At 42.3% G+C, this 26,729-nt stretch carries 25 protein-coding genes; 5 read left to right on the top strand and 20 right to left on the bottom strand.

All coding sequences use genetic code 11. From position 1 onward, the window contains the following. Positions 1 to 95: 95 nt before the first annotated feature. The 7 genes from O2S85_RS14935 to O2S85_RS14965 all read right to left on the bottom strand — a co-directional run bounded on the left by O2S85_RS14935 (position 96) and on the right by O2S85_RS14965 (position 5,753). Positions 96 to 857: a YfkD famly protein gene (locus O2S85_RS14935; protein ID WP_269410105.1), complete on the bottom strand. Its 762-nt coding sequence runs from the start codon at positions 855 to 857 to the stop codon at positions 96 to 98. Between the two features lie 253 nt (positions 858 to 1,110). After that, on the bottom strand, positions 1,111 to 1,503 hold the full coding sequence (locus O2S85_RS14940) for an OsmC family protein (protein WP_269410106.1): 393 nt from the start codon (positions 1,501 to 1,503) through the stop codon (positions 1,111 to 1,113). A gap of 331 nt (positions 1,504 to 1,834) precedes the next feature. Further along, positions 1,835 to 2,527, bottom strand: a complete 693-nt coding sequence (locus O2S85_RS14945) for an amino acid ABC transporter permease (protein ID WP_269410107.1) — start codon at positions 2,525 to 2,527, stop codon at positions 1,835 to 1,837. Beyond that, positions 2,528 to 3,364: a transporter substrate-binding domain-containing protein gene (locus O2S85_RS14950; protein WP_269410108.1), complete on the bottom strand. Its 837-nt coding sequence runs from the start codon at positions 3,362 to 3,364 to the stop codon at positions 2,528 to 2,530. It abuts the gene before it with no gap. Positions 3,365 to 3,521: 157 nt separating this feature from the next. Next, on the bottom strand, positions 3,522 to 4,343 hold the full coding sequence (locus tag O2S85_RS14955; protein ID WP_269410109.1) for a YihY/virulence factor BrkB family protein: 822 nt from the start codon (positions 4,341 to 4,343) through the stop codon (positions 3,522 to 3,524). Between the two features lie 247 nt (positions 4,344 to 4,590). After that, positions 4,591 to 4,896, bottom strand: a complete 306-nt coding sequence (locus tag O2S85_RS14960; RefSeq protein WP_269410110.1) for a YtxH domain-containing protein — start codon at positions 4,894 to 4,896, stop codon at positions 4,591 to 4,593. A gap of 332 nt (positions 4,897 to 5,228) precedes the next feature. Then, positions 5,229 to 5,753 carry a transcription repressor NadR gene (locus O2S85_RS14965; protein ID WP_269410111.1) on the bottom strand — a complete coding sequence of 175 codons (525 nt, stop codon included), beginning with the start codon at positions 5,751 to 5,753 and terminating at the stop codon, positions 5,229 to 5,231. A 159-nt stretch (positions 5,754 to 5,912) separates the two neighbouring features. Here O2S85_RS14965 and O2S85_RS14970 point away from each other — a divergent pair, with 159 nt between their 5' ends. Both O2S85_RS14970 and O2S85_RS14975 read left to right on the top strand, forming a co-directional pair. Continuing rightward, the gene (locus O2S85_RS14970) at positions 5,913 to 6,095 is read left to right on the top strand and encodes a hypothetical protein (RefSeq protein WP_269410112.1); all 183 of its coding nucleotides are present in this window, start codon (positions 5,913 to 5,915) and stop codon (positions 6,093 to 6,095) included. 1 nt (position 6,096) lies between these two features. Further along, the gene (locus O2S85_RS14975) at positions 6,097 to 7,578 is read left to right on the top strand and encodes a sodium:solute symporter family protein (protein WP_269410113.1); all 1,482 of its coding nucleotides are present in this window, start codon (positions 6,097 to 6,099) and stop codon (positions 7,576 to 7,578) included. 284 nt (positions 7,579 to 7,862) lie between these two features. On the opposite strand, the gene ald is transcribed toward O2S85_RS14975, so the two are convergent. From ald to O2S85_RS14995, 4 genes are all read right to left on the bottom strand, one after another. Further along, a complete protein-coding gene (ald, locus tag O2S85_RS14980; RefSeq protein ID WP_269412601.1) occupies positions 7,863 to 8,990 on the bottom strand; it encodes an alanine dehydrogenase in 1,128 nt (375 codons plus the stop codon). 114 nt (positions 8,991 to 9,104) lie between these two features. Then, positions 9,105 to 10,346, bottom strand: coding sequence for a PucR family transcriptional regulator (locus tag O2S85_RS14985; protein WP_269410114.1), 1,242 nt, complete (start codon positions 10,344 to 10,346; stop codon positions 9,105 to 9,107). Between the two features lie 198 nt (positions 10,347 to 10,544). Next, the gene (locus O2S85_RS14990; RefSeq protein ID WP_269410115.1) at positions 10,545 to 11,540 is read right to left on the bottom strand and encodes a glutaminase; all 996 of its coding nucleotides are present in this window, start codon (positions 11,538 to 11,540) and stop codon (positions 10,545 to 10,547) included. A gap of 408 nt (positions 11,541 to 11,948) precedes the next feature. Next, the gene (locus O2S85_RS14995; RefSeq protein ID WP_269410116.1) at positions 11,949 to 12,689 is read right to left on the bottom strand and encodes a CAP domain-containing protein; all 741 of its coding nucleotides are present in this window, start codon (positions 12,687 to 12,689) and stop codon (positions 11,949 to 11,951) included. Between the two features lie 442 nt (positions 12,690 to 13,131). Between O2S85_RS14995 and mreBH the strand changes: the two genes are divergently transcribed. Then, positions 13,132 to 14,139, top strand: a complete 1,008-nt coding sequence (mreBH, locus tag O2S85_RS15000) for a rod-share determining protein MreBH (RefSeq protein WP_269410117.1) — start codon at positions 13,132 to 13,134, stop codon at positions 14,137 to 14,139. Positions 14,140 to 14,241: 102 nt separating this feature from the next. Here the strand turns inward: mreBH and O2S85_RS15005 are convergent, their stop codons facing one another. Next, on the bottom strand, positions 14,242 to 14,517 hold the full coding sequence (locus O2S85_RS15005) for a hypothetical protein (RefSeq protein WP_269410118.1): 276 nt from the start codon (positions 14,515 to 14,517) through the stop codon (positions 14,242 to 14,244). A gap of 298 nt (positions 14,518 to 14,815) precedes the next feature. Here O2S85_RS15005 and O2S85_RS15010 point away from each other — a divergent pair, with 298 nt between their 5' ends. Together O2S85_RS15010 and O2S85_RS15015 are read left to right on the top strand one after the other, a co-directional pair. Then, complete coding sequence (locus O2S85_RS15010) at positions 14,816 to 15,973, top strand: CaiB/BaiF CoA transferase family protein (protein WP_269410119.1); 1,158 nt, start codon at positions 14,816 to 14,818, stop codon at positions 15,971 to 15,973. A gap of 16 nt (positions 15,974 to 15,989) precedes the next feature. After that, positions 15,990 to 17,192 (top strand): acyl-CoA dehydrogenase family protein, encoded by a 1,203-nt coding sequence (locus O2S85_RS15015; RefSeq protein WP_269410120.1) that lies wholly within the window; start codon positions 15,990 to 15,992, stop codon positions 17,190 to 17,192. Positions 17,193 to 17,295: 103 nt separating this feature from the next. On the opposite strand, the gene O2S85_RS15020 is transcribed toward O2S85_RS15015, so the two are convergent. The 8 genes from O2S85_RS15020 to O2S85_RS15055 all read right to left on the bottom strand — a co-directional run bounded on the left by O2S85_RS15020 (position 17,296) and on the right by O2S85_RS15055 (position 26,669). After that, positions 17,296 to 17,805, bottom strand: a complete 510-nt coding sequence (locus O2S85_RS15020) for a YfiT family bacillithiol transferase (RefSeq protein WP_269410121.1) — start codon at positions 17,803 to 17,805, stop codon at positions 17,296 to 17,298. A gap of 69 nt (positions 17,806 to 17,874) precedes the next feature. Beyond that, positions 17,875 to 18,204, bottom strand: a complete 330-nt coding sequence (locus O2S85_RS15025) for a DUF3870 domain-containing protein (RefSeq protein ID WP_269410122.1) — start codon at positions 18,202 to 18,204, stop codon at positions 17,875 to 17,877. Between the two features lie 26 nt (positions 18,205 to 18,230). Beyond that, positions 18,231 to 19,007, bottom strand: a complete 777-nt coding sequence (locus O2S85_RS15030) for an IclR family transcriptional regulator (RefSeq protein WP_269410123.1) — start codon at positions 19,005 to 19,007, stop codon at positions 18,231 to 18,233. A 78-nt stretch (positions 19,008 to 19,085) separates the two neighbouring features. Next, positions 19,086 to 20,258 (bottom strand): saccharopine dehydrogenase family protein, encoded by a 1,173-nt coding sequence (locus O2S85_RS15035; protein WP_269410124.1) that lies wholly within the window; start codon positions 20,256 to 20,258, stop codon positions 19,086 to 19,088. Positions 20,259 to 20,596: 338 nt separating this feature from the next. After that, a complete protein-coding gene (locus O2S85_RS15040; protein ID WP_269410125.1) occupies positions 20,597 to 22,096 on the bottom strand; it encodes an aldehyde dehydrogenase family protein in 1,500 nt (499 codons plus the stop codon). A 43-nt stretch (positions 22,097 to 22,139) separates the two neighbouring features. After that, a complete protein-coding gene (locus tag O2S85_RS15045; protein ID WP_269410126.1) occupies positions 22,140 to 23,795 on the bottom strand; it encodes a thiamine pyrophosphate-dependent enzyme in 1,656 nt (551 codons plus the stop codon). Beyond that, positions 23,792 to 24,973 carry an LL-diaminopimelate aminotransferase gene (locus tag O2S85_RS15050; protein ID WP_269410127.1) on the bottom strand — a complete coding sequence of 394 codons (1,182 nt, stop codon included), beginning with the start codon at positions 24,971 to 24,973 and terminating at the stop codon, positions 23,792 to 23,794. Before O2S85_RS15050 ends, O2S85_RS15045 begins: the two co-directional genes overlap by 4 nt. 118 nt (positions 24,974 to 25,091) lie before the next feature. Next, complete coding sequence (locus O2S85_RS15055; protein ID WP_269412602.1) at positions 25,092 to 26,669, bottom strand: Na+/H+ antiporter NhaC family protein; 1,578 nt, start codon at positions 26,667 to 26,669, stop codon at positions 25,092 to 25,094. Between the last annotated feature and the right edge of the window lie 60 nt (positions 26,670 to 26,729).

Consider the following 26,729-nt stretch of genomic DNA (forward strand, 5'->3'; position numbering starts at 1 on the left):
TTTCTTAGCTTTTCAGAAAGGCTGCTATATTATGCAAAAACCTCCTTAACCTTTTGTGTTTGCCTTTCAAAAGGGTCAAAGAGGTTTGAGCAGTATTAATGTAAATTAAATGCAAAAGAAACGTAATCCTGAATCGGTGCCCAGGCGCCAATACCTTGTTTGGTTACATTTTTGATGACAATTGATTTTTTACTGCCTTTTAATTCGAGATAGACTTCACCAAATGTGACCTGCCCTTTTTCACTAACCGCTGGCGCATATGCCTTTAATGTACCTGCTTTTTCTGTCGGTACCGAATAAGTATTTTCTTTTTTGGTATTTTTGCCGATAACTGTTTTATACGCCAATGGCAATTTTGTTTTGTCTTTTGCTTTCTGTAACATCATTTTCTTTACTTGATCCGGTTCGGAAATTTTGTTCGTTAGTGCACCTTCCACTTCTTTTTGTTCCTTTTGGATATAATTCACCTTTTGGTTTTGATCGCCACCGACATTGTTCAGTTCATTCTCATTAATTTGCTGGTATTCCCAGTTAATTGTTGTTTCCTGTGACTTATAATTTACCGGCCAGCGTCCCAGATAAATCATACCGCGATACCCTACCGCCATAAATGATGGTTTCACTGTTGTTTCATTCAACATCTTAATCAAATCCGGATTTTTAATCGGAACATCCACATCTTCAATTAATTCTTTTGTCGCTTTACTGGGCTCCACGATTTCTTGATCTTCCGTTGAATTCGGGAAGGTGTTATCCTTGGAGATGTTCAATGCATGGTTTGGCACCTTGAAATCATCTTTGGATTTTTTCTTTTCCGCGGCAAAACTATTTAGTGGAAACAGTAATAAACATACCATTACGATAAAGACAAACTGATATACGCTCTTTCGGTTCATGTGCCCCATTCCTTTCCATTTTACCTTAGTTTCCTCGGACACATGAAATTTATACTTGCCGGAAACTTTTCAGATAAAAAATACCCGAGCGAATTTTCGTCCGGGTAGATTTGTAATGTATCATGCGTTCACAGACTGTTTATCTCCAACTTGCAAATTTTTGATTTCCTCGCACGCTCCGAGATAGAAATATTACAGTCTATAAATTTTCACTTTATTTGCTCAACTCAATAACGTGCAGTTTCTCTTCAATGGCAATACTATCTTCCACTGAACGGATCATGGAACAATTTTTCCGGGAAAGTTCCAGATTACGTTCCAATTTGTCTGCATTCAAGCGATGCCCTTTAATCGTAAAGGTCAGTGCAACCCTTTCGATACGATTGGCCACATCCGGATTACGTTCCACGTCTGCATGGACGATTAAATCTTCATAATCGGTACGCTGTTTATCCAATATTTTTCGAAAAACAGAAGCACTGCAACCTGCAATCGAGGCGACCATTAATTGGAATGGGCGAAATCCATATTGTTCATCACCTGAAACCGACAATGTTCCAAATTCAAATTCACTTCGCATACCATTATCTTTTAAATAAAAATCCATATAATTCCCTCCGATTCAGATATATTTCCTGTTTTCATCATATCGTAAACTCCCAATTAATTCACATGCCATGATTGATCTTTTATAAAAAAGGCTTGCGTTATTTTTTTAACGCGGCTTGATCGAATGCTATGTTCGCCCAATCAACTTGCAACCTGGCTTGATCAACTTTTTTGCGTTCCCGATCAACTTTGCACTCGAATCGATCAACTTTCTTGCGTTCCGGATCAACTTTTGGCCTGATCCGATCAACTTTCCTGTGTTTTCGATCAACTTTTAAAACGCCCCCGCCATCACATTCTTTTGGCGATGGTGCAGTCTGCTATCGTCATTAAATAAACCTGCTATATCGTTTTTCCAATCGATCTTGTAAGTAGGAAATAAGCATGCAAATTGGCCAGTAAATCAATGCGACCAGAATATACATCGTCATTGAATCATATGTGCGTCCCGCGACGATTTGTGCTTTCTGAAATAGTTCGGGAACGGTAATTACTGCTGCAAGTGATGTTGCTTTTACCAAGTCCAGGTAAACATTCGTAAGCGGTGGGATGGCAATACGAATGGCCTGTGGTAAAATGATATGCCACATTGTTTGCCAGTATCCCATATTCAATGCTGTTGCGGACTCCCATTGTCCACCCGGTACACTGCTTAATGCAGACCGGTTGATTTCTGCAATATAGGCAGCACTATTTAGCCCGAATGCCAATGATGCCGCTAAAAAGGCCGATAACTGGACCCCGATCACTGGCAAGCCGGAGTATAAAATAAACAGGAAGACCAAAATTGGTGTACCACGCATGAAAGAAATGTAGACGCGTGCCGGCCATCTGAGTATGATTCGTCCTGATCCACGTGCCAGCGCCAGGAAAAATCCCAATACCAGACCAAGTGCCATACCGATAAAGGAAACTGATAATGTTGCCGGGATGCCGCCTAAAAGAAATGGCAAGCTTTCCCATGCCAAATGCCAATCAAACAGCTTGTCCCATTGAATCTGATCAATTTGCCAAGTAAACATCTACTCGATACCTTCAATGTCGGTAATATCTGCATCCGGCTTTTGGGAAACATCCTCGCCTGCAAAGAATTTCTCGGATAAGGCAGTGATGGTGCCATCTTGTTTCATATCTGCTAATGCCTGATTCACTTTTTTCTTTAATGTATCAGCACCTTTTTCCATCACGACATGTTGTGTATTTGGATAAAATTTTAAATCAGGCTGAATGGAAATATCCAAATCCGGAAACGCCTCTAATGCAAGTAATTGTAAATAATAATCATTAATAACAACATCCGTTCGACCATTTGCCACATCCCGGAGGTAAACATCATTGGTTACGTTCCCATACGTTTTCACCTCGGCACCATATTTCCTGGCGATATCACTGTACACCGTTGTCGCGGCGCCACCGGCTTTTTTGCCCTCTAAATCTTTCAATGATGTAAAGTCATCCACTTCATCATCCCGCACAATCATCGTTGCGTAGGAGTATTTATACGGTTTACTATAAGTGAAATTCTTCTTGCTTTCTCCCCTTAATCCTGCCTGGGCAACATCAATTCGTCCCGATTTTAACGAGGCGAACATAGCATCAAAACTTAATTCCTCAAACTTTATATCCAAGTTTAAACGTTTACCAATTTCCTTCATGATCTCTACATCATATCCTGTTAATTCGTCCGATCCCTCTGGATAATAAGAGGTTGGATAAAGGGTTCCCGGCGTACCGACCACCAGTTCACCACTATTTTTTATCTTTTCCCATGCTTCATCCATATCTTTATCACTGGATTTGCCACAGGCTCCAAGTATAATCAATACACAAATGACTAAAATAATCCCCCTTACTCGCAACCTTTCTCCCCTCCTGTATGTACTATGCAATTTACAAAATGATTGTAACAGGTTCACCCAAATAAAACAATATATCAACAAACCTGTATTTATATATCTGTTTCTGTGTTATAGTTCCGGGATAAAAAGTAAAAAAGCAGCCACTTGTTTGTGACTGCTAAACCCGCTGTATTCGGTTCATAATCGTTGCATTGATGACACCGCCAATGATGATGATAATACCGGAAATATAAAACCAGATCATCAACACGATAACTGCACCAAGACTGCCATAGGTTGCGGAATAATTGCCAAGTGTATTGACATAATAGGAAAAAGCCAATGAAACCAATTGCCAGCCAATCGTCGCAAAAATTGCCCCCCAAATGGCCTGTTTAAAATAAATTTTCGTATTTGGCGCCAATTTATACATTAATATGAGCACAATAAAAATGATCACCGAAGAAATGACCCAGCGCATCGCCGACCAAAAATAAATGAAACTGTCGGTGGCACCAAATAATGAGAATAAATATTCACCAATCATTTTCCCGAAAATCGGAAGCAACAGTGATACACAAATAACCACCACCATCGCAATCGTCAACACGATCGAGATCAGCCGGCCAAACACAAATGATCGATCTTCCTCAATCTCATGGGCACGGTTAAATGCCTTCATGACTGCTTTAATTCCATTGGATGCAGACCAAAGTGTACCAATAATCCCGATCGACAACAGCCCGCCATTTTGATTATTTACCAATTCGCTCATATTGCTGGTAATTAAGTCAGTGATATCCGCCGGTGCATATGTTTTGATGAAGTCCATCACTGCATCTTCATCTATTGGTAAATACCCAACCAATGTCACCAAAAATAACAGAAAGGGGAAAAGGGATAATAGTAAAAAGTAGGCAAGTTGTGCGGATAACCCAAATACATCATCATCCAAAATCCGCTGAACTAGCTTTTTTAAAAATGGCTTAGCCTTTATCATCGAAAGTCTATCCCCCCTTTTTCACCAATTAGTGGATGTTCAAAAAGTCCGGTAAAAATGACATGCCCCTGCAAAAGGGGTATGCCGACGCCTGAGCGCAAGCCCGTTTTTAGTCGGCCTTCCTTTGAAGAAGCTCATTGGCTTGCTTTTCCGCTCCTCATGTACCTTTTATGTACACTCCGGTGCTCAAAGCTACGCCGCCTAGAACTTCTCGGTCCTTTTTATCCTCCTTTTTGAACACGCACTATTACATGGTTGAATTTATTTCTTTCGGCTCATCCTTCTTAGTAATTTTATCCAGCGTATCTTCCACCTGTTCCAACGCATTAATCGCATTATCTGCATTTTCATTAAACTTTTGACTGAACTGGTTGCAAGCACTCTGCACATTGCGAATGGCATCAGTTGGATGTTTTAAATAATAGCTGGTCGTACCTTTTGCTTGTTGCAGCCGTTGTTTGGTGTAGCTTCTTGTCTCTTTATCATATAATGAGGCTAATCCACCTGCCACAGCACCTAATAGCATACCTAAGTATAATTTTTGTTTGCTCATTACTATCTCTCCTTGTTTTCAGTACTACTTGATCTATACTGATTGTACCAAGCTTGCACTGCTTTTTAAATGAAAAATCCTATACTGCTGATCTTTTCTATTTTGGTCATCTAACAGCAGATTATCACGTACCCGTACCATTATAACCGATTTTTCATTATCTGTGGAAAAATAGCCCTTGATTATATGTTAACTATCTATACCCGGGTAATGACAATCTGAAACCTGGGATGGATGAAAAGACGATCCAAACTAAGCTGGATAAGGTGAAACTTCCTTTATGGATCGCACAACTATCCTTTTATACACGCTCTTTTTTTTTAAAAAAACTGCTACTCCAATAAATAACCGGAATTCCTTAATGCAGCTTTTGCCTCTTCCAATTGTTTCTCTGTTTCCGCTTCAAGCGTATGCAAATGAACACCGCCCGTAAGCTGGGATAATAGTGATGCCCCTTGGTTCAATTTAGCAAGGAACGCATCCACATCCCTCCTGTTCTTTAGCATCAATGAACCAGTAATATCGCCATAAATTGGATGTTCCACCATCACGTTTTTAACCGTAACACCATAATCAACCAATGTATATAATTCATCAGCTGTGTCCTTGGCGGTATGGCGAACAGCAATCACCGCTGTACATAAAGCAGTATCCGCTGGTTCATGAAAATAAACATATCCCCGGGATGTAGCAATGATTGGTTCACCAGCAGCCTTTAAAAGAGAGACATCCTGCACAATCACTTGTCTGCTCACATTTGTTTTTTTTGCCAATACTTTTCCCGACAGCGGCTGATCGCTTTCCTTTAGCCATGATAATATCAACTGTCGTCTTTCTTCACCAAAAATTTTATCCAAATCAAAGACCCCCACAAACTAATTACTATCAGTATACCAAATCCATCTGACAAACCTGTCATCATTCATCTTTTAAAAATATAGGTTGCGTTTCTATCTCCATTGTGTAAACATATGTGTAAAGACACATGTAAAATATAAAGGGAGGCTGACGTAGAAATGAACAGGGCAAAATCCTTGTGGGGAGCACTCATTGTTGTATTGGTCTTGGCAGCATATATTTTGCCGTATACCGTTCTGTCAAGCGTTGACGCATGGTATGGAAGTTTTCTAATCTGGGGAGTTATCGGCGTTCTCATTATTGTAGCAAATGTCATGGTTACTAAGGACTGGAGGGAGTAAATTGCAAGCAAATTTTGTTTATATTGGCATTTTTATTTATATCATTCTAGCATTAGCGGTTGCTTTTTGGGCACGACACGGTGTCCGCACAAATATGTCCAACTATTTTATTGGCGGGCGGAATATGAATGGTATTCTATCAGCACTAAGTTACAGTGCCACGACGTATAGTGCCTTTATGCTGGTTGGACTAGCCGGATTGACTTATCAAGGTGGCGTTGGAGCGCTTGGATTTGAGATTGTCTATTTCACAGGTGTATCACTTGTTGCCTTATTTGGCCCCCGCTTTTGGCTCGCCGGGAAAAAATTCGGCTATGTGTCTCCAGCAGAAATGGTAGGCGATCGGTATCAGAGCAAACCTGTTGCCAGCGTCATTTCTATTATTAGTTGTTTATTTTTAATCCCATATTGTGCTGTCCAGCTTGCTGGTGTTGGATATCTGTTACAAGGGATTACGAATAATGCGATACCATTTACGACTGGTGTTGTGATCGCAACAGTTTTAGCTATATTATTCTCCTATACTGCCGGCATTTATTCGGTTGTCTGGACGGATTCATTACAGGCGATAATCATGATTATCACAGCAACCCTTGTTGTTTTGCTGGTTGTGCATCATTTGGGCGGGTTTGGGGTATTTTTTGACACGTTACAAATCAATCACCCGCAAGCTTTATCCGTACCAGGGAATGGCTATTTTAGTTTTGCCACGTTTGTGAGTTTAACACTGCCATGGTTTTTCTTTAGTTTGTCCAATCCACAAGTCAGTCAGCGCTTGTTCATGCCCGCTTCATTAAAAGGATTGCGACAAATGCTGATTGGTTTTTTAGCATTCGGATTTATTTATACATTTGTATCGGTATTGTGGGGATTTTCGGCATTGCAAATGTTTCCGGATCTGACAACAGCGGACTTGGCTACACCAAAATTGCTGTCATCCGAGTTGGTACCACCTATCCTCGGCGTGATCGTAATGGTCGGTATTTTGGCCGCAGCTGTTTCCACCATTGATTCGATCATGCTGACATTATCATCGATGTTTGCCAAGGATGTCTACGGAAATGTAAAACAGCATGCATCAGATGCCAAACAATTGCGGATCGGGAAAATCGTTATTCCGATCATTGCGATCCTGGCATTTGCCTTTGCTGAATTACAGCTTAACTTGATTGCAGTATTATCTGTCGCAGCATCATCCGGGTTAATTGTAACGGTTCCTGCTTTTATTGGTACATTTTTTTGGAAACGAGGAACGGCTACAGGGGTTATTACCAGCGTATTGTTGGGCGCCATTCTAGTGCTGCTGATGGAATTTGCCGGGTGGACGCCCTTGGGGTTTGGCTCTGGTGTCTGGGGACTAGTCATGTCGGCCATCCTGTTTACCGGAATAAGCCTCATCACCACAGCACCTTTAGCAAAAGCAGAACAATTTATCAACATTACGAAAAACAAAGAAATCAGACAGCACAAACAAGTATCTTAGCTGAGGCAAAATGAGGTTCTGCTATTCCTATTTTTATAGTGCATAGGGTAGATGGAGATTTAAGCAGGCTAGTGTTCGATTCATTTCTAGCTTGATCGATTTGGCGTCGGGTTCGATCGATTTTAGCGTGCACTCGATCGATTTTGCGCCCAGCTCGATCGATTTCCACTACTTGAGAAAACATCATTCAACACAAAAGGTACCCTTCTTATAGATGAAGAAGGGTACCTTTTCTGGAAAGCGTGGTAAATTAACACAGTCGTCACATATATTATGTGCTTCAATCAGACAGAAAATGCTGCCATTGCATCTTCCACGGAAACATAATCAAATCCCAGATCATGGGCAACAGCTTCATAGGTTACGTTGCCATTGAGTACGTTTACACCTGTTTTAATTGGTTCGCTATCTTTAACCGCTTGTAAAACTCCTTTTTTGGCAATTTGTACAGCATATGGAACGGTTACGTTGTTTAAACCAATCGTGGCAGTACGTGGAACAGCACCAGGAATATTAGCAACCGCGTAATGAAGTACACCATGTTTCTCATAAATTGGGTCATCATGTGTTGTTGGATGATCAACCGTTTCAAAGTTACCGCCTTGATCAATTGCCACGTCTACAATAACAGATCCTGGTTGCATTGATTTCACCATTTCTTCGGTAACGAGTTTAGGCGCTCTTGCACCCGGAATTAACACAGAGCCAACGACCAAATCAGATTCTTTTACAGCTTCGGCAATATTAAGCGGGTTGGACATTAGTGTTTGCACATCATTACCAAAAATATCATCAAGCTGGCGCAAACGTGCAGGATTAAGGTCAACGACGGAGACATCCGCACCTAAGCCAAGCGCGATTTTTGCTGCATTTGCCCCGACTACTCCACCACCAATAATAGTGACTTTTCCCCGTTTCACGCCAGGAATACCACTTAAAACAATCCCTTTTCCGCCTTGTGATTTTTCCAAATACTGCGCACCAAGCTGAACTGACATACGGCCGGCAACTTCACTCATTGGCGTAAGTAATGGCAAGGTATTGTTCACTGTAATGGTTTCATAAGCGATTGCTGTTACCTCATTTTCAACCAGCGCCTTTGTAAGTTCCGGTTCATTCGCCAGGTGGAGGTACGTAAATAAAATTAATCCTTTGCGAAAATATTTATATTCAGATGCAAGCGGTTCTTTCACTTTCATGATCATATCCGCTTTTTCCCAAACATCTGAAGCATTTTTAACAATTTCAGCACCAGCTTGTTTATATTCTTCATCGGTGAAACTGCTTCCTGATCCAGCGTTTGTCTCAATCAAAACCGTTTGACCAGCATTGACTAAATGGATAACCCCAGCCGGTGTCATCGCAACACGATTTTCATTATTTTTGATTTCTTTTGGAACCCCAATAATCATCATTATCATCTCCTCATCTTAAGTAACTTCTACAACCATTGTAATCCCTTTCACGAATAGAATCCTTATCGCAAAAAATGAAAATACTTCTTTTCGTTTGTGTAAAAACACAAATCACATATCGTCAAAACTTTCTATCAGCAAATCAATATATGCTGTTACCTTCAAATGTGCATTTTTTAAATTTATTCCACTTACTTCTTCAATGCGCTTTAAACGGTAGTTCATAGTATTCGCGTGAATGAACATTTTTTTGGCAGCCTGATTCACATTACTATCACATTCCAGATAAATTTTTAACGTGGGTAACAGTTCTGTATGATGTTTCTTATCGTATGCCTTTAACTTCTCCAAGCTTTCGTTTTCATAATGCATTTGCTGTCTTTTATTACGAAGTTCTTCAATAAATTGATAAATGCCGAGATCCTGATACGAATAAATTCCCTCCAATGTATCCGGAAATTTATCTTTCAATTCCATCACCTTTAACGCTTGTTTGTAGCTGTCGGTCATATTTATAGCAGAATGATAGATTAAACCTATGGAAGACTTCATACAGCAAATTTCCAACTGGGTATTCATTTTTTGTTGAAACGATTGAATAAATGCAATGATCAATTGTTTCATATGATCGACTTGTGCTCCTTGAACAAGTAAAATCAGTTGTTTTTGATCAAAAAGTCGTAAAACAATTTGTACTTTATTCAAGGTTTTCAGCAAATAATTTGCATGTCTTTCAATCGTCTCTGTTATATCATTTTTAAATTCAATGATAACAATTGCGAGATTACCATCCAATTGTATCCCGAGTTGCTCAGCCCGCTGTTTAATTTCACTTTCATTATCAATATCACCCATTAGCAGCTGCCAGAAAAAATTGTTATACGCATCCTCCCCCTTAATTTTCCTGGTTCGGGAATGCAGCATGAATTTTTTAACCAACTTGGCAGCTTCGGTTAATAATTGCAATTTATTGTCTGATAGTGCTTTATCGTTCGTATGCGCCCAAATAAATCCGAGTATTTCATTATTTTTGCGAATGGATACAGCGATACGATTACCAAGACCAACTTCCTCGATTGCCGGAATAGCTATTGGCTCATCACTTTCGAACAATTTGTGCATAATACCATTTTTCCAAAGGCTGTTAATCACCTTATCCGGTACCTTTCTGCTCATAATCGTTGAGATTCTTGCTTCATCAATATTTTCACTATGCTTACTGTATGAAATCAAATGATGATTAGAATCTTCTATTGTAATGGGGCATTCCAAAATTTCTGCAATGTAATCGGCCAATTGGTCTGCAGATTGAAAATCCTCGTTAAAATTGGTTGAGGATAGTGAATCTCGCATCGGGGAACACTCCAATTCATGTGTACTAATACGAGTTTATTATGATTTGTGTGTTTTTACAAATATAAAGTAAATGCTTTTGTAAAGTTAACAAATACTTATAGGTATGATCGACGTCAGGTGAAAAGCATATTGAAAAAAGCATCTATTACACGAGCTGGCTACTGTTTCCTATCTTCGCCTTATTAGGGGATCTCCCTAAAACACGCTGAGATCCCATTGTTTGGCTATGTGTCTTAACAGGCGGATACCGGCGATACTATTGCCTTTCTCGTCTAATGCCGGTCCGAACACGCCGATGCCACATCCGTCCATGAATGGCAAAATTTCTTCACGTACCCGTGGTGGTGCAACAGCAAGAATCCCCCCTGAAACACCACTTTTGGCTGGGATACCTACATATGTTGCGAATTTTCCAGAGTCATTGTACATCCCGCACGTCAGCATCAACGCTTTTGCGATACGTGCTACCTGACGTGGGATGATTTCTTCCCCTGTTTTTGGATCCTCACCATCACACGCCAGGATCAAACCAATCTTCGCCAAATCATCAACGGTTACTTCGATGGAACATTGCTTGAAATAAGTTTCTAATGTAATATTCAAATCCGATTCCAGAAACCCGGTTTCCAGCAAATAATAACCGATTGCCCGGTTACGCATCGATGAATCCCGCTCTGATTCATAAACATCCACATTTATCGACGGGCGGTAGCCAAGCATGGTTTCCATTAATTCAATAACGGGTTGCAGTTTCTCATCTGAAGTCCTTCCCGCCAACATGGATGTCACGGTAATCGCCCCCGCATTTATGAATGGATTAAATGGCTTCTCCACCTTGCGCATTTCCAGATGCATAATCGAATTAAAAGCCTCCCCGGTTGGCTCGACATCAACTCGATCAAGCATATAACCAACCCCGCGTTCGATACAGGCTACGATAAAACTGAAAACCTTTGAGACACTTTGCAATGTAAATGGAACATCCACATCACCAGAACGAATCTGCATATCATTTTTTCCAATAATTGATATTCCCAGATACTCCTGTTTCGCTTCAGCCAAAATCGGGATATATGAAGCAACTTCACCATCACCCGTATGTTTTCGATAAAAGGATACCCAATCATCAACATAATTGGTTAACCATTCCTGTGTTTGTTCCGTATTCCAATTTGCTGCGCCTTGCACCATGTATACTCACCTCACGACTTGTTGATCTGATGTTACTATTATATTCCATCCAGCCAGGTATTCTCCTTAGAAGATGATACTTTGGCAACTTGCGTCCAATCTTGCACTCCACTATACATACCACTCCAGATAAACTGTTAAACTTGCGCACGGTTTTCATTTAATATGTATGTCGGTTTTAGTATGCCTCGGGTGTGAACAGTTTATCGGCGACTTCACACTATTTATCAGCGATTCCGATCAGTTTATCGGCGGTTTTTCACTTTTTATCGGCGAATCCCAAAAATTAGGGCAGTTATTGTAGCTGGATTGGAAAAAGACAAGATTAACTTTAGCGCAAGGCGAATGAAACTGTCCATAAAAAAGGGACTAGCCATTGTACAGCCAGTCCCTTTTTCCAAACCCTGTTTATTTTCCAATGAATTCTTGTGTCCAGTAGTTTCCGTTTTCTACATGACCAACGCCAATGTGGGTAAAGTCAGGATTTAAAATGTTGGCACGGTGGCCTTCACTATTCATCCAACCATTAACTACTTCTTCTGGTGATTTTTGACCTTTGGCAATGTTTTCACCAGCAGTTTTGTAGCTGATACCGTACGACTTCATCATGTCAAATGGTGAGCCATAGTTCGGGCTGTTATGTGAGAAGTAATTGTTGGCACTCATATCACGAGATTTTTCATGAGCTACTTTACTCAATTCCGTGTCTGCTTTCAGTGGTGACAATCCCTGTTTTTGACGTTCCTGGTTGGTTAAGTCAACTACTTGTTGTTCAAATTGACTTAATCCCTGCGCTTGTCCATCGTCTTTGCTTTCTTGTTTATCGGCAGCCGGCTTGTCTGCGGGTGCTTCGGAATTTTCCGTTTGTGCTGGTTGTTGCTCCGTTTGTTGAGCCTGATCTTCATTTTCTGTCTGTTGCGGCTGATCTTGTTTTGGCTGATCAGCTTGTTGTTTTTGATTATCACCCTGTTGGTTCGAATTAATATGACAATGGTTCAAATAATTGTTTAATAGATTGTGAGAACCATTCACTGTATATGTTTGATTTGTTGAATGATCAGTACCAGCTGATGCATCAACCGATGATAATGCTCCGCCAAAAACCAGAGCTGTTGTTATTGCAGTGGCAATGCCAAATTTTTTCCACATGTTGTACACTCTCCCTTTGCGTTTTTGTTTTTGCAAAATCATCATAGCATGGGTTTTTTGTAATAATGCTGGGAGTGCCTGCCAACTACGATAAATGAGAGATAGATTTTTAATGCAAGTCCAATATTTCCCTAGAATACAAGATATCCGGTGGTACCTGATTACGGGCATACAGGAAAATGTTCAATCCAAAGGGAAAAATTACATAAAAACAACCATTGACATATGCAAATTTTCCAAGTTCTTGTTACAAAAAGTAAAATGTTGTAACGTTATTGTTACTTGCCTTTCATTAAATATAGTAATCTGGTTTAAAATTTTATTTTTGGGTGCAAAAACGCTAGATAACAATATATGTAAAGTAGTGACTTACCCCCAGAAATTATGGTATGGTATAGAAAATATATAATTAGAAGTCTGTCATTATTGGAGGAAGTATATCATGTTATCTAATGCAGAGATTGGAATAGATTTGGGCACGGCCAATATATTAATTTATTCAAAGTCAAAAGGTGTTGTTCTGAACGAGCCATCTGTTGTGGCGATTGATATTAATACGAAAAATGTTGTTGCAGTTGGTGCTGAGGCGAAAGAAATGGTTGGGAAAACTCCACAAAATATTGTCCCGATCCGACCATTAAAAGACGGTGTTATCGCGGATTATGATGTAACCGCCCAAATGCTTAAAGAGCTTTTAAAGAAGGTTAGCAAAAAAATGGGACATTCGATGCGGAAACCAACGATCGTTGTGTGCACCCCATCCGGAAGTACGACGGTTGAGCGTCGTGCCATTCATAATGCGGTCACAAGCTATGGGGCGAAAAACGTCCATTTAATTGAGGAACCAGTTGCAGCTGCGATCGGCGCTGATTTACCGGTTGAGGAACCAGTTGCCAATGTTGTCGTTGATATTGGCGGTGGTACATCTGAAGTAGGCATCATTTCATTTGGCGGCGTGGTATCTTGTAATTCAATTCGCACCGGTGGCGACAAAATGGATGAGGAAATCACGCAATACATTCGCAAAAACTATAACATTTTAATCGGTGAACGTACCGCTGAAAATGTCAAAATGGAAATCGGTTATGCTTATCCAGACCATAAAGAGGAAACAATGGATGTTCGTGGACGTGATATGGTTACTGGCCTGCCGAAAACAGTGACCGTTTCCTCCTTTGAAATTCACAACGCGTTAAAAGAATCTCTGGACCAAATATTGGAAGCCATCCGGGCAACCCTGGAAAGCTGCCCTCCAGAATTAAGTGGTGATATTGTCGATCACGGTATCGTATTAACTGGTGGTGGCGCCCTTTTGAACGGTATGAAAGAATGGCTGGCAAACGAAATCATTGTCCCTGTTCATATCGCACCAAACCCACTCGAATCCGTCGCAATCGGCACCGGCCGCGCATTGAAAATGATTACCAAATTACAAAAAGCTGCAAAATAATAGTGATACGGTCGTGAACTCATTATGGTACACGGCCTTTATTATTTTTATGGATTAAATGCCTGAATGTAACTTGGGTTAATGCCCTTATAGCAGCTGATATTACAGATGTGGCGGTTGATTCACTTGTTTGATCACCACACCCGTTTGGTCGATATTACGCCACATCCGGTTGATACTCTCCTCTATTTGGTTGATATTCCGGTCGATTCGGTTGATATCCGTGCCCATTGGGTTGATATGTTGCCATTTGCGGTTGATATAGCTACTCATTTGGTTGATACCCCCTATTTGCGGTTGATATCCAAGCATAATTGATTGATATTCACGTTCGTAGGTTGATGCAACATTCGGCCATATCCCCCCTATTTCCAACACACGCAAAAATTTTCCGATAAAATAACACAAAAACATTTACAAATTATTCAGAATAGACTACAATGGAGTGTAGATGAATCATGTAAAAAACGCTAGCACGTTTAGGACGCATGATCTCTATAAAACTTACATCCTATAATAAAAAGGAAACCGAATGTCACGTAAAAATACTGCCTAATCTGTTTACAGCTCCACCCCAGTGCTGTTCCAAAGATATGAGCCAGTTCCGATTGAGTTACAGCGCAAACTGTAGTCAATTTGAATTGGCTTTTTTACATGAATAGAAAGGAGTGATGATATGTCAGGGGCGCTTGAAAATGTCAAAGTTCTTGATTTGTCCCGTGTGTTGGCCGGTCCGTATTGTACGATGATCCTCGGTGATATGGGTGCAGAAGTCATCAAGGTAGAAGCACCCGGCGGAAGTGATGAGACGCGTAAATGGGGACCACCATTTAAAAACGGCGTCAGTGCCTATTATTTGTGTGCCAATCGCAATAAAAAAAGTATTACCGTTGACCTGAAATCTGCGGAAGGAATTGAGGTTATTAAAAAACTCGTTTCTGAAAGCGATGTCATCATTAACAATTTTAAAGCCGGGACGATGGAGCGGTTCGGACTTGACTATGAAACGCTTGCCGCCATTAATCCGGGAATTGTCTATTGTTCGATTACTGGATTTGGTGAAACTGGTCCTAACAAAGATATGCCCGGCTATGACTTTATTATTCAGGCAATGAGCGGATTAATGAGTATTACCGGTGATGCAGATTCCGGTCCACAAAAAGTCGGCGTTGCGATTACCGATATTTTGACCGGGCTATATGCCTGTATCGGAATTCAGGGTGCACTCCTTGAGCGGAACCAATCGGGTAAAGGCCAGAAATTGGATTTATCCCTTTATGATTCAGCAACCAGTGCGTTAGTCAATATTGGTAGCAATTATTTGATGTCTGGGAAGATCCCACAAAGACTTGGTAACCATCATGCCAATATTGTTCCCTACCAAACATTTAAAACAGCAGATGGGGAAATGGTTATTGCCGTTGGGAATGATAACCAGTTTAAAAAATTATGCCAACTAATGGGAAAACCGGAATTCATGGAGGTAGAGCGTTTCCAGACGAATCCAAGCCGGGTTGAACACCGCGATGAATTGGTGCCATTACTGCAGGAAGTTTTTTTAACCAAATCAACGGCGTATTGGCAGGAACAATGCAAGCAAAACAAGATTCCATGCGGGCCGATTTATGATCTTGCTGAAGTAACTAATGATCCGCAGCTGCGGGCAAGAAATATGTTTATCGCTTGTGAGCATCCAATTGCTGGTAACGTAAAAATGATTGGCAGTCCATTAAAATTTTCCCGTACACCAGTAGAAGTCAGGCATCATCCACCAGATGCCGGTGAACATACCGATGAAATACTAGCGAACTTAGGATTCACGAAATCAAATTAATGTAGGAGTGATTAGCATGAACTTTGAATTCTCAGAAGAACAGGAATTACTTAGAACAACCGTCCGAAATTTTGTCGATAAAGAAATCATGCCATATGTTGCGGATTGGGATCGGGATGGAAAATTTGACCCATCCATTATGCAGCGCTTGTCCGATCTTGGCCTCATGGGCGTCTGTATTCCGGAACAATATGGTGGCAGTGGTATGGATTATAACGCACTGGCCATTGTGTGTGAAGAATTGGAACGCGGAGATACTGCCTTTCGTACCGCTGTTTCCGTGCATACCGGTCTAAATAGCATGTCTCTACTGCAATGGGGAAATGAAGAACAAAAACAAAAATATTTGGTACCCCAGGCAAAAGGCGAAAAAGTAGGAGCATTCGGTTTAACGGAACCTGGTGCTGGCTCAGATGTGGCCTCTCTACAGACAACTGCAGTCAAAGATGGCGATTACTATGTCCTAAACGGCCAGAAAACGTGGATCTCGCTTTGTGACACGGCTGACCATTTTCTTGTGTTCGCTTATACCGATAAATCAAAAAAACACCATGGCATTTCCGCGTTTATTGTGGAACGGTCATGGGATGGATTTTCGTCTAAGGCGATCAAAGGTAAACACGGCATCCGCTCTGGGAATACGGGAGAATTATTCTTTGATAATGTGAAAGTGCCTAAAGAGAATTTACTTGGTGAAGAAGGAGAAGGGTTCAAAATTGCCATGGCATCATTGGATAATGGCCGCTTCACCGTAGCTGCCGGTGCAGTTGGGCTAATCATGGCCTGCCTGGAAGCAAGCGTCAACTATTGCCACGAACGTAAAACATTTGGCAAAGAAATCGGTAAGCATCAACTTGTTCAGCAAATGGTTGCCAAGATGGAGGCTGGCTTGCAAATGAGCCGTTTACTCGTTTATCGTGCAGGAGAACTAAAAAATCAGGGTAAGCGAAACACCCGTGAAACGTCACTCGCCAAATGGCAAGCCTGTGATTTTGCCAACAAAGCTGCTGATGATGCCGTACAAATTCATGGCGCTTATGGGTATTCCGATGAATATCCAGTTGAGCGCTATCTAAGAAATTCTAAAGCACCGGTTATCTATGAAGGAACGCGTGAAATTCATACCGTTATGCAGGCTGAATATGTCTTAGGCTATCGGAAAGATAAACCGTTGAATCACATGTTGCCGGCCTGGGACAAAGAATTAGTATCGAAGTAGGGGTATGGAGTCGGTTTGACAGGGACATGGGGACGGTTCTTTTGTCCCAAAATTTCACATGGAAGAAAAAGGTGGGACGAGGAGCCTGTCCCCTTGTCCCTTTCTACTTTGATAACGCGATTTTTATATGGGCTAAGTGGTGTTCTTCGTGCCAGTTTAATTTTGCAATTTTTGCTGCGACTGTTATTTCATCACTTTTTTGGAGAGTAAAAGCTCGCTCTAATTGTTTTTCAGTTAAACTATACCCTAAAGATACAATGCGCTCATTTATACCTTCTAGCATTTTAATAGAACTTTCTACATTAAGCTTTGTATCCGGCAGAATCGCCCACTCATCTTGATCAAAAGCTGGTACTGTTGGATTGTCATCTGTCAAAGCCAGCTTCAAACGTTGATACATGTTCAACTGAGAATCTGCAATGTGATGAACAAGTTGACGAACTGTCCAGCTGCCATCACGATATGTTCTGCTTAATTCCTCATCACTTAGTGAATCAACAGTTTCCCTTAATCGAATCGTGTAAGTTTCGATTTCCTTTAGCCATTCTCGAATATTTTCTAATGTTACCATTTCGGGAACTTGTAATTTCCCAATCGGATATCTTACATCCATTTTCAATCCCTTCTTTCCTATTCGTTATTTTTTTCATCATTAATGATTCACCCAAATCAAATAAAACTATCAATCTAATTGCTCTTTTACTCCATGTTGATACTGCTCATACTGCTTATACAAATCTTTCAACGCCGATTCCAGTGCGTTCCCTGCCTTACCCAGATAACGCTCGCGTACTTCCTGCAGAGGCTTCTCAATGCCGTCCTGTAAACTATAGCCTCGCAATAACTGTTGTACATATTCCCTGCCATGCAAGGTTGCCAGTGTACAGCCTGCTGTTACAATAACCCCATATTTTTTATCAATTTCCGCTGTAATCGTCAATGTTTCATAAATACTTTTCGCCGCCATTCCGGATGGCAGTCTGGCATGTCCTGCAATAAAAACGGTGTTCATGGCTGTCCATTCCTCTCTTTTGTTTTTCAGCCGGCAAAACCCTCACCACGATATCCTAATTGTGTGGAGATTTCCCGCGCCTTATTCTTCGTGCTCGTCTTAATAAACGTTACATTCTCCCCTTCAAAATGGCTTGACAATCCACTTACCGTTAAAGCGGCAACAACTGATCCACTATGGTCATAAATCGGATACGATATCCCGGTCGTGTCAGCGTCTTGTTCTCCAGTACTACAAGCATATCCTTCCTGACGAATTTTTTCCAGTTCACGTATCAGACTTTTTCGATGAACCGGCTGATGATCGCCAAGGAAATATAGCTTGTCTTCTGTTAATATTTTTTCCTGCTGATCTTCTGGTAAAAAAGCAAGTAATAGTTTCGGACCAGATCCGATATATAATGGGGTACTTTTCCCGATTCTTGTGTATAGTCTTAAGGCTCTATTGCTTTCTACCTTTTCAATATAGGTAGCTTCATCCTGTGTCACAATTACTAAATGGATCGCCTCATTTATTTGTTGAGCCAATTTCTCCATATATGGCAGTGCAATCTCGCGCAGTTCCAGCTGGTCGGATACCAGACTTCCCAATTCCAGCAGCTTTAACCCCAATCGATAACGGCTGTCATGTTCGGTTTCTTTTGTTTTATATAAAAAACGGCATGATTCCAGAGCAGATAACAAGCGGTATGCTGTTGGTTTTGGCATATTCGCCTGGTGAGAAATTTCTTTCAATGTCAGTTCCTGCTGGTCTTCAGTAAATAAATCGAGTAATTTTAATGCTTTGATGACGCTCTGATTCATGTAAAAAACTCCTTCGTTCGCTTAAAACGTTATGTACGATAGGATCATCCCTCTACCAAATGAGTAGAGGGATCGCAGTTAACTATTCACGTGTGTCTCTTCTGCTTGGCTGATTTCTTTAATGTTAACACCGCGTTTAGCCATTTCCTGAATGTAAGTTTGCCCATCAACAATTTGTTCCGGCGGATAAACACCCTTTTTGCTGATTGTACCATTTCCAATCATTTGCGCAACAACTGAGATCGTATTCGCGGTCGCCCTGGCCATGGCGGTAACATTTGTCGCACGATCTTTGTAAGTGGTCATTTCATATTGATAAGTAGCCGGCTTTCCATCTTTTTCACCGGAAACGATAATCCGTAATAACACGGCATCATCTTTATCTCCCAAGTCTACAATCGGATCAAGCACTTTTAATAATACTTGACGCGGATTAATTTTTTCTCCATTCACATCCACTTCATAATCCGCTCTGGTTAAATTCAAATCGACCAAAAGCTTAAATTTCTCCGCATGCCCTTTATAGCGAATCGTTTTGTATTCCAATGTTTTTAGTTCTGGATAGGAGATGGATAAAGTCGAAGTACCTCCAGATGTATGGAATGCCTCGAGCGGACCAAATTTTTCAAAATAAACTTCCTCTACTTCTGACAGTGATGGGATTTCCCGTTTGACACCATCACGAATAATCAGCGATGGATCCGTGTAATGGTCAAATACCCCTTCCATTGAAAAAACATGATTATATGCCAATGGAGGTTCCGGGCGTACCGGAATGCCGCCAACATATAACTTGATGGCCTCCAATTTGTCCAATTTGCTGGCTCCATAGCCGGATAAAATATTAATCATCCCGGGAGCTACGCCAAGATCCGGAATCAATGTTACACCGGCAGCTTTGGCTTCATCCTTCAGCGCCAATACTTTATCGGTAATGTGCCCAATATGTCCACCAAGATCAACAGAGTTTACACCAACTTTGATTGCCGTCCGGGCGATGATTTCGTTAAAGGAATAAAACAAGGCATTAATAATCACATCAAATTGCCGCATATAATCGGCCAATTCTTCCTCATCACTGGCATTGACCTGATAAGCAGTTATTTTTGGAGAGTCGAGCGAATCGCAAACCTGTTTCGCCCTGGCAAAATCGATGTCGGCCAAACCAACCGCATCCACACCTTCACTCGTTACTAAATCGCGAGCTGCTTCTTTTCCCATTAAACCAGATCCGAGTACACCTATTTTCATCCAATCACTCCTTATACAAAAATTTACGATGCGACGCCTGAGGAAAAAGGCCAGAGAACCTTCCCCGGCCTCCCTAATGATTTCTATTTATCTAGCAGTTACCAAAAACAACCTTGTAAACACATTGAAAATTAGTGTACCGCCTTACCTATCGAAGGATCGTGACGTGCCGCGTACAAAATCGATCAAGTCCGGTGCAAATTCGATCGAGTTAAGCGCAAAATCGATCGTGTCAGCAGCAAATTCGATCGAATGCGGCTCTAACTCGATCGAGTGCACCAGAAAGTCGATCGAATTGTTGGCGGTTGGTGCTTTTTTTACTGCAATTCGTTATCTTTTTAGTTATTATCAATCTGTGCACGTTGGAGTTTGCCACTGTAATCAACATAGACAGCCTTCCATTCGGTGAACACATCCAGTGCGGCTACACCGGAGTCGCGGTGGCCGTTGCCGGTTCCCTTTGTTCCGCCGAATGGCAGGTGAATTTCCGCCCCTGTTGTTCCGGCATTGACATAAACAATTCCGGTATCCAGATCACGCTGGGCTTTGAACACCTGATTCACGTCAGCAGTAAAGATCGAACTTGATAAACCATAGGCGACACCATTGTTGACCTCGACCGCTTCCTCGAAACTTTTAACCGGGATTAGCGATACAACCGGACCAAAAATCTCTTCCTGAGCAATCCGCATGTCTGCCGTACAGTCAGTAAACAAAGTTGGCGCGAAATAATTTCCGTTTTTTGGTACACCTTCTTGCTGCACATATCCCCCCGCAAGTAAATTAGCCCCTTCTTCCTTACCAACTTCAATATAATGTTTAATTTTTTCCAGTCCAGCTTGGTTAATGATTGGACCAACCTTATTCGATTCATCTAACCCGTCACCAATGGTTAGGTTCTCCATTTCCGCAAGCAGCCGTTCCTCCAGCCGTTCCTTGACCGCTTCATGGACAATCACCCGGCTGCAGGCAGTACAGCGCTGGCCACTAGTACCAAATGCACTCCATAAAATCCCTTCGACCGCCAAATCAAGATCTGCATCATCCATCACGATGACGGCATTTTTACCGCCCATTTCCATAGAGACTTTCTTCAATTGTTGCCCACATTTGCTGGCGATGTTCCTGCCTGTATCATTGGAGCCGGTGAATGAAATCACCTGAATATCGTCATGTTCGACCATGGCGTCACCAACCGTTGACCCGGTGCCGAATACGACGTTAAGCACTCCTTTTGGCAATCCCGCTTCTTCCAGGATTTTTGCCAGTTCAAAAGCCAGGATTGGAGTTTCCGTTGCTGGTTTCCAAACCACCGCATTTCCAGCAACAATCGCCGGGAAGGATTTCCACGTTGCAATTGCGATCGGGAAGTTCCATGGTGTAATAATCCCCACTACGCCTACAGGGGCACGTACGCTCATAGTAAATTTATCCTTTAATTCCGATGGTGTCGTCTGTCCGAACAAGCGGCGTCCTTCTCCAGCCATGTAAAAGGCCATATCGATACCTTCCTGGACTTCTCCGCGCGCTTCTTCGATGACTTTTCCATTTTCCATTGTCAGTAATTGCGCCAGTCGTTCCTTACGTTCTTTCAACAAACTACCGACCCGAAACAAAACCTCTGCCCGTTCTGGTGCCGGAACCAATGCCCATTTTTTCTGCGCTTTTTTGGCAGCTTTTGCCGCTTGATCGACCCGGGCTGCATTGGATAATGGTACATGAACAACCGTTTCCCCGTTTGCGGGATTGATGACGGGAGCAGTTTGTTCTTCTACCTCCAACCATTCTCCGTCAATAAAATTTTGTAAGCTCTTTACGTTTAATAAAGTTTCTGGCATGTATATGACCTCCTAAAAAGTTATCTATGACGTTATTAAATTGTTAATGATCCCGAAGCCCCTGAATCGTTGCGGAAACCGAAATTTGTTCTGGATCAGTAATAATCTCGATTACTGTTGGTTTGGTCTGCTTTACCGCTAATATCTCATCAAAAATGCGGGCAAATTCCTCAGCTGAACGTACACAATAACCGTTCGCCCCAACACTTTTAGCCAAATCAGCAAATGATACTTGCCCTAAATCCGTAGCCATAACCTTTTTCGGATAATGAATTTCCTGGTGCATCCGAATCGTTCCATACATGTTATTATTAAATACCAAACTTATGACAGGAATCTGGTTGCGGACGGCTGTCTCCAGTTCCTGAACCGTCATCATAAAACCGCCATCACCAGATAGGGATACAACTGTTTTTTCCGGAAAAGCCAGTTTTGCCCCGAGTGCTGCCGGCATCCCATACCCCATTGCTCCAGAGGTTGGACCGACATACGTATGTTTTTCGGCAAAAGAATAATAGGTATGGAGCCACCCGGCAAAGTTCCCGGCATCATTCGTCAACAGCGCATCTTTTGGCAGTTTATCGGCCAGTGTTGCGACCACATGCTTATTCAACGGATCGTCTGGCATTACCGTTAAGCCGCTGATTGATTCGTATGCCTGGCGTCGTTCTTTGACCCATTCTTTCCATGGACGGATCCATAATTTCATCTCTTGTAAATGCGCCAGTGCTTCACGAAGATCAGCGACAATCCCGATGACCGGAGCATAGACCTTGCCGATTGATTCATGGTCAATGTCGATATGAATCAACTTTTTACCGGCATCGATAATGCTGTAATCCTGTGTTGTTACCTCCGATAGCCGGGTGCCTAATGCCAGAATCACATCAGCCTCCTTCGCCGTTTGCAAGACTTGTTTATTCGTGCCAAGTCCCAGATGACCGACATATAAAGGATGATCGTTCGGAAATGCGTCTTGTCGGCGAAACGCAGCCATTACCGGAAAATGAAATTTCTCGGCAAACGATTGCAATGCTTCTTCCGCTTGAGATGCCTTCACCCCGCCCCCCGCAATGATTAGCGGATGTCTGGCCTGGGTAAGCAGGTGCTCTACTTCCGCTATTTCCTGTTTGGCCGGGGCAGGTGTTGGTTTCATAAACCGCGACCCAAACTGCATTTCCGCGGTAACTGGCAACACATCCTCGGGTAACGAAATAACGACAGGGCCAGGTCTGCCGGATTGGGCGATGCGAAAAGCCCGTTGCACGAGTTCAGGAATCCGTTCAGCAGCGGTAATTTCTACAGCCCACTTAGCAATATGCTGAAACCACTGATCCAGATCAACTTCCTGAAACCCCTCACGCCCGCGGAATTTGCTGTGTACCTGACCTAGCATAACGACCATTGGGGTGGAATCCTGATAGGCGGTATGCACCCCAATTGACAGGTTTGCCGCACCGACGCCTCTTGTCGCCAGCACTACACCAGGTTTTAATGATGACTTGCCGTACCCTTCTGCCATAAAGGCTGCACCACTTTCATGTCGGGCGGAAACAACCTGGATCGACGTTTCATCATACAATGCATCCAATAGAGGCAAATAGCTTTCTCCAGGTACACAGAACGCCTTTGTGACCCCCTCACGTTTCATACATTCCACGATCGCCTGGGCACCTGTTTGTTTTTTTGTTTTGGTCATGTAGCCGCTTTCCCCTTCCAATTGATTGCTTTGATTCGTTCGACCACCTCATCCAGCCGGGAAGATGTTACGGTCAGGGCAATGCGGAAATATCCTTCCCCTGCTTCGCCAAATGCAGTTCCTGGTGTGACAATCACCCCAGCCTCTTCCAGCAATTTGTTGGCAAACGCCAGCGAGGTAAATCCGGCGGGAACTTTCGCCCACATAAATATCGTTCCCCTCGGTTTTGCCGCCTCGATTCCGGCATCAGTCAGTCCACGGTGGAGCTTTATCATGCGCTTTTGAAAAATCTTTGCATGATCTCTAACCGCTGTGAGATCACTTCGTAATGCGGTAGCTGCGGCTTGCTGAATCGGTAAAAATTGACTGGTGTCAATGTTGCTTTTCAACGTTGAAAGTGCCTGGATCACTGTTTTATTGCCAACGACATATCCAATCCGCCAGCCGGTCATGTTAAAGCTTTTCGATAATGAACCAAATTCCACCGCATAATCTTTGGCATCAGGCACCTGTAGAACGCTTGGCGCCTGATAATCGCCAAACGTGACCAAATCATAGGCAGCATCATGCGCCAACAAGATATGATTTTCCCGGGTAAATGCAACCGCTTTCTCAAATGTGTTTAAAGAAACAGTAGCTGCGGTCGGGTTACTCGGGTAATTCAGCAGCATCAGTTTGGCTTTTTCCCGATCAACAGCAGGGATTTGATCAAGCAGTGGTACATATCCATGATCTGCATCAAGTATCATTGGAACACTTTTTCCGCCGGCAAGGTGCACAGCCGTCTGGTATGCGGGGTATCCCGGATCAGGGACAAGTACCATATCACCTTGATTCAACACCGCTTGCATCAAATTAGCAATTCCTTCTTTGGAACCAATTAAGGCAAGCACCTCTGTTTCCGGATCCAATGTGACACCATAATGGCTTTGATAAAACGCTGCTACAGCTTCCCGGTATTCCCGACAACCACTATATGTGGAATAGCGGTGATTAGCAGGATCTTTCGCAGTCTCCACCAGCTTATCAATAATAAAATCCGGTGTTGGCAAATCAGGGTCTCCAACCCCCAAATCAATCACATCCACCCCGTTTGCTACAAGTTCTTGCTTCTTCTTTTGGAACGCAGCAAATAAATAAGGCGGCAAGCTTGCAACTTTGTCAGCAACGATCGACATATCCACCCTCCATTTCATCAAATGAAACGACATTTCGATCAACTAATATTAGTGTAAATCATCTATTAAAAATTTGCAATAGTTCATCATTCACTGTTAACGTTTCAACAACAAAGCTTTATTGAGCAACCGTCTCGCCTGCATCCCTTGAATTTTTAGTACTTCTGGTTAAGGCCAGGAATAACCCTAAGCAAACAAACACGGCAAGCAGGCCAATCCAGGTATTACCGGTGATGCCTAACACAATGTATCCGATTCCGGCTATTCCTGCAGATAGCAATGCATAGGGAATCTGTGTTGTTACATGGTCAATATGATGACAACTGGAGCCGGTGGATGACAGAATGGTTGTATCGGAAATGGGCGAGCAGTGATCCCCGAAGACCGAACCAGCAAGGACAGCTGCAAACATTGGCAAAATCAATTCAATGTCCGTTGCTGCAGCGATATGACCAGCAATCGGCAGCAAAATACCAAATGCTCCCCATGATGTGCCAGTAGCAAAAGCGATAAACCCGGCAATCACAAACATAATAACTGGCAAAAATGCCGGACTAATATGCGCATTATTAACAACACCAGCCAAATATTCCCCCGTTCCAAGTTCATCGATCAAAAACACAATCGCCCAGGCAAAAATCAAAATCATAAAGCCGGGAATCATTGATTTTGCCCCTTCATAGATACCAATGCCAATGTGCTCTGCTGTTAATTTCCCTTTCGCTATATGCCGAAAAAATAAAATCAACGTAACAGCGATTCCGATTAATCCACCGTATAATAATGATTCTGAGGCATCCGCAGCACCAAAAATATTAATAAACGTCTCTTCCCCTTCCACTGCTCCCCGTCCATTTACATACATGAAGATAACTGTTGCAATGAATAAGGTAGCTATCGGAATGATCAGATCGCGAACTTTCCCCATACTACTTACCGGCAGATGGGAGGTAGTATCAACCCGTTCTTTCTTATCTGGATCAAGAACTTCTCCAGTCCGAATGGCTCGTGTTTCATGCACTTTCATTGGTCCGAACTCCATCCGTGACAAGGCGATGATAAAAACCATTCCCAGCGCCGACCAAACATAATAATTCATGGGAATCACCTGCAAAAACGCACCAAGCGCCGTGTGACCGGTCACACTTTGAGCTGCCAGCACCGTACCTAAAATACCGATAATGTATGCACCCCAGCTGGAGACTGGTGCAACCACACATACCGGTGCAGATGTCGAGTCAACAATATAGGCCAATTTCGCCCGGGATACCCGATGTTTATCAGTAACAGGCTTTGCTACCTGACCAACTGTCAAACTGTTAAAGTAATCATCAATAAAAATAATGATTCCCAAGACCGCCGTCATCATTTGCGCACCGGCTCTTGTCTTAACCCGTTTGATCATCCAATCCCCAAATGCCTTCGTTCCGCCCATCATGCTGACAAGTGCAGTTAAAATTCCCAACAGCAGCACAAACAACAGGAGACAGACATTCCACGTATTCACGCCGCCGTCCTCGACAAATACTCCTTTAAATGCCTCCCAAATCATTCCAAGCGATGCAACAACATGAAAACTTTTGATAAAAAAGGCCGAAGCGATAATTCCAACACCAAGTGATAACAACACCCGCTTCGTCAATAACACCATGACAATGGCTAAAATCGGCGGAATCAACGACCAAGCTGAATTCACCAATGGAAATCCCCCTTATAACAATTGTCTTTTTCCAACAACCGGCGAAAACTCCCCTAT

Origin of the sequence: Lentibacillus daqui (assembly GCF_027186265.1) — a bacterium.
GTDB classification, from domain to species: domain Bacteria; phylum Bacillota; class Bacilli; order Bacillales; family Amphibacillaceae; genus Lentibacillus_C; species Lentibacillus_C daqui.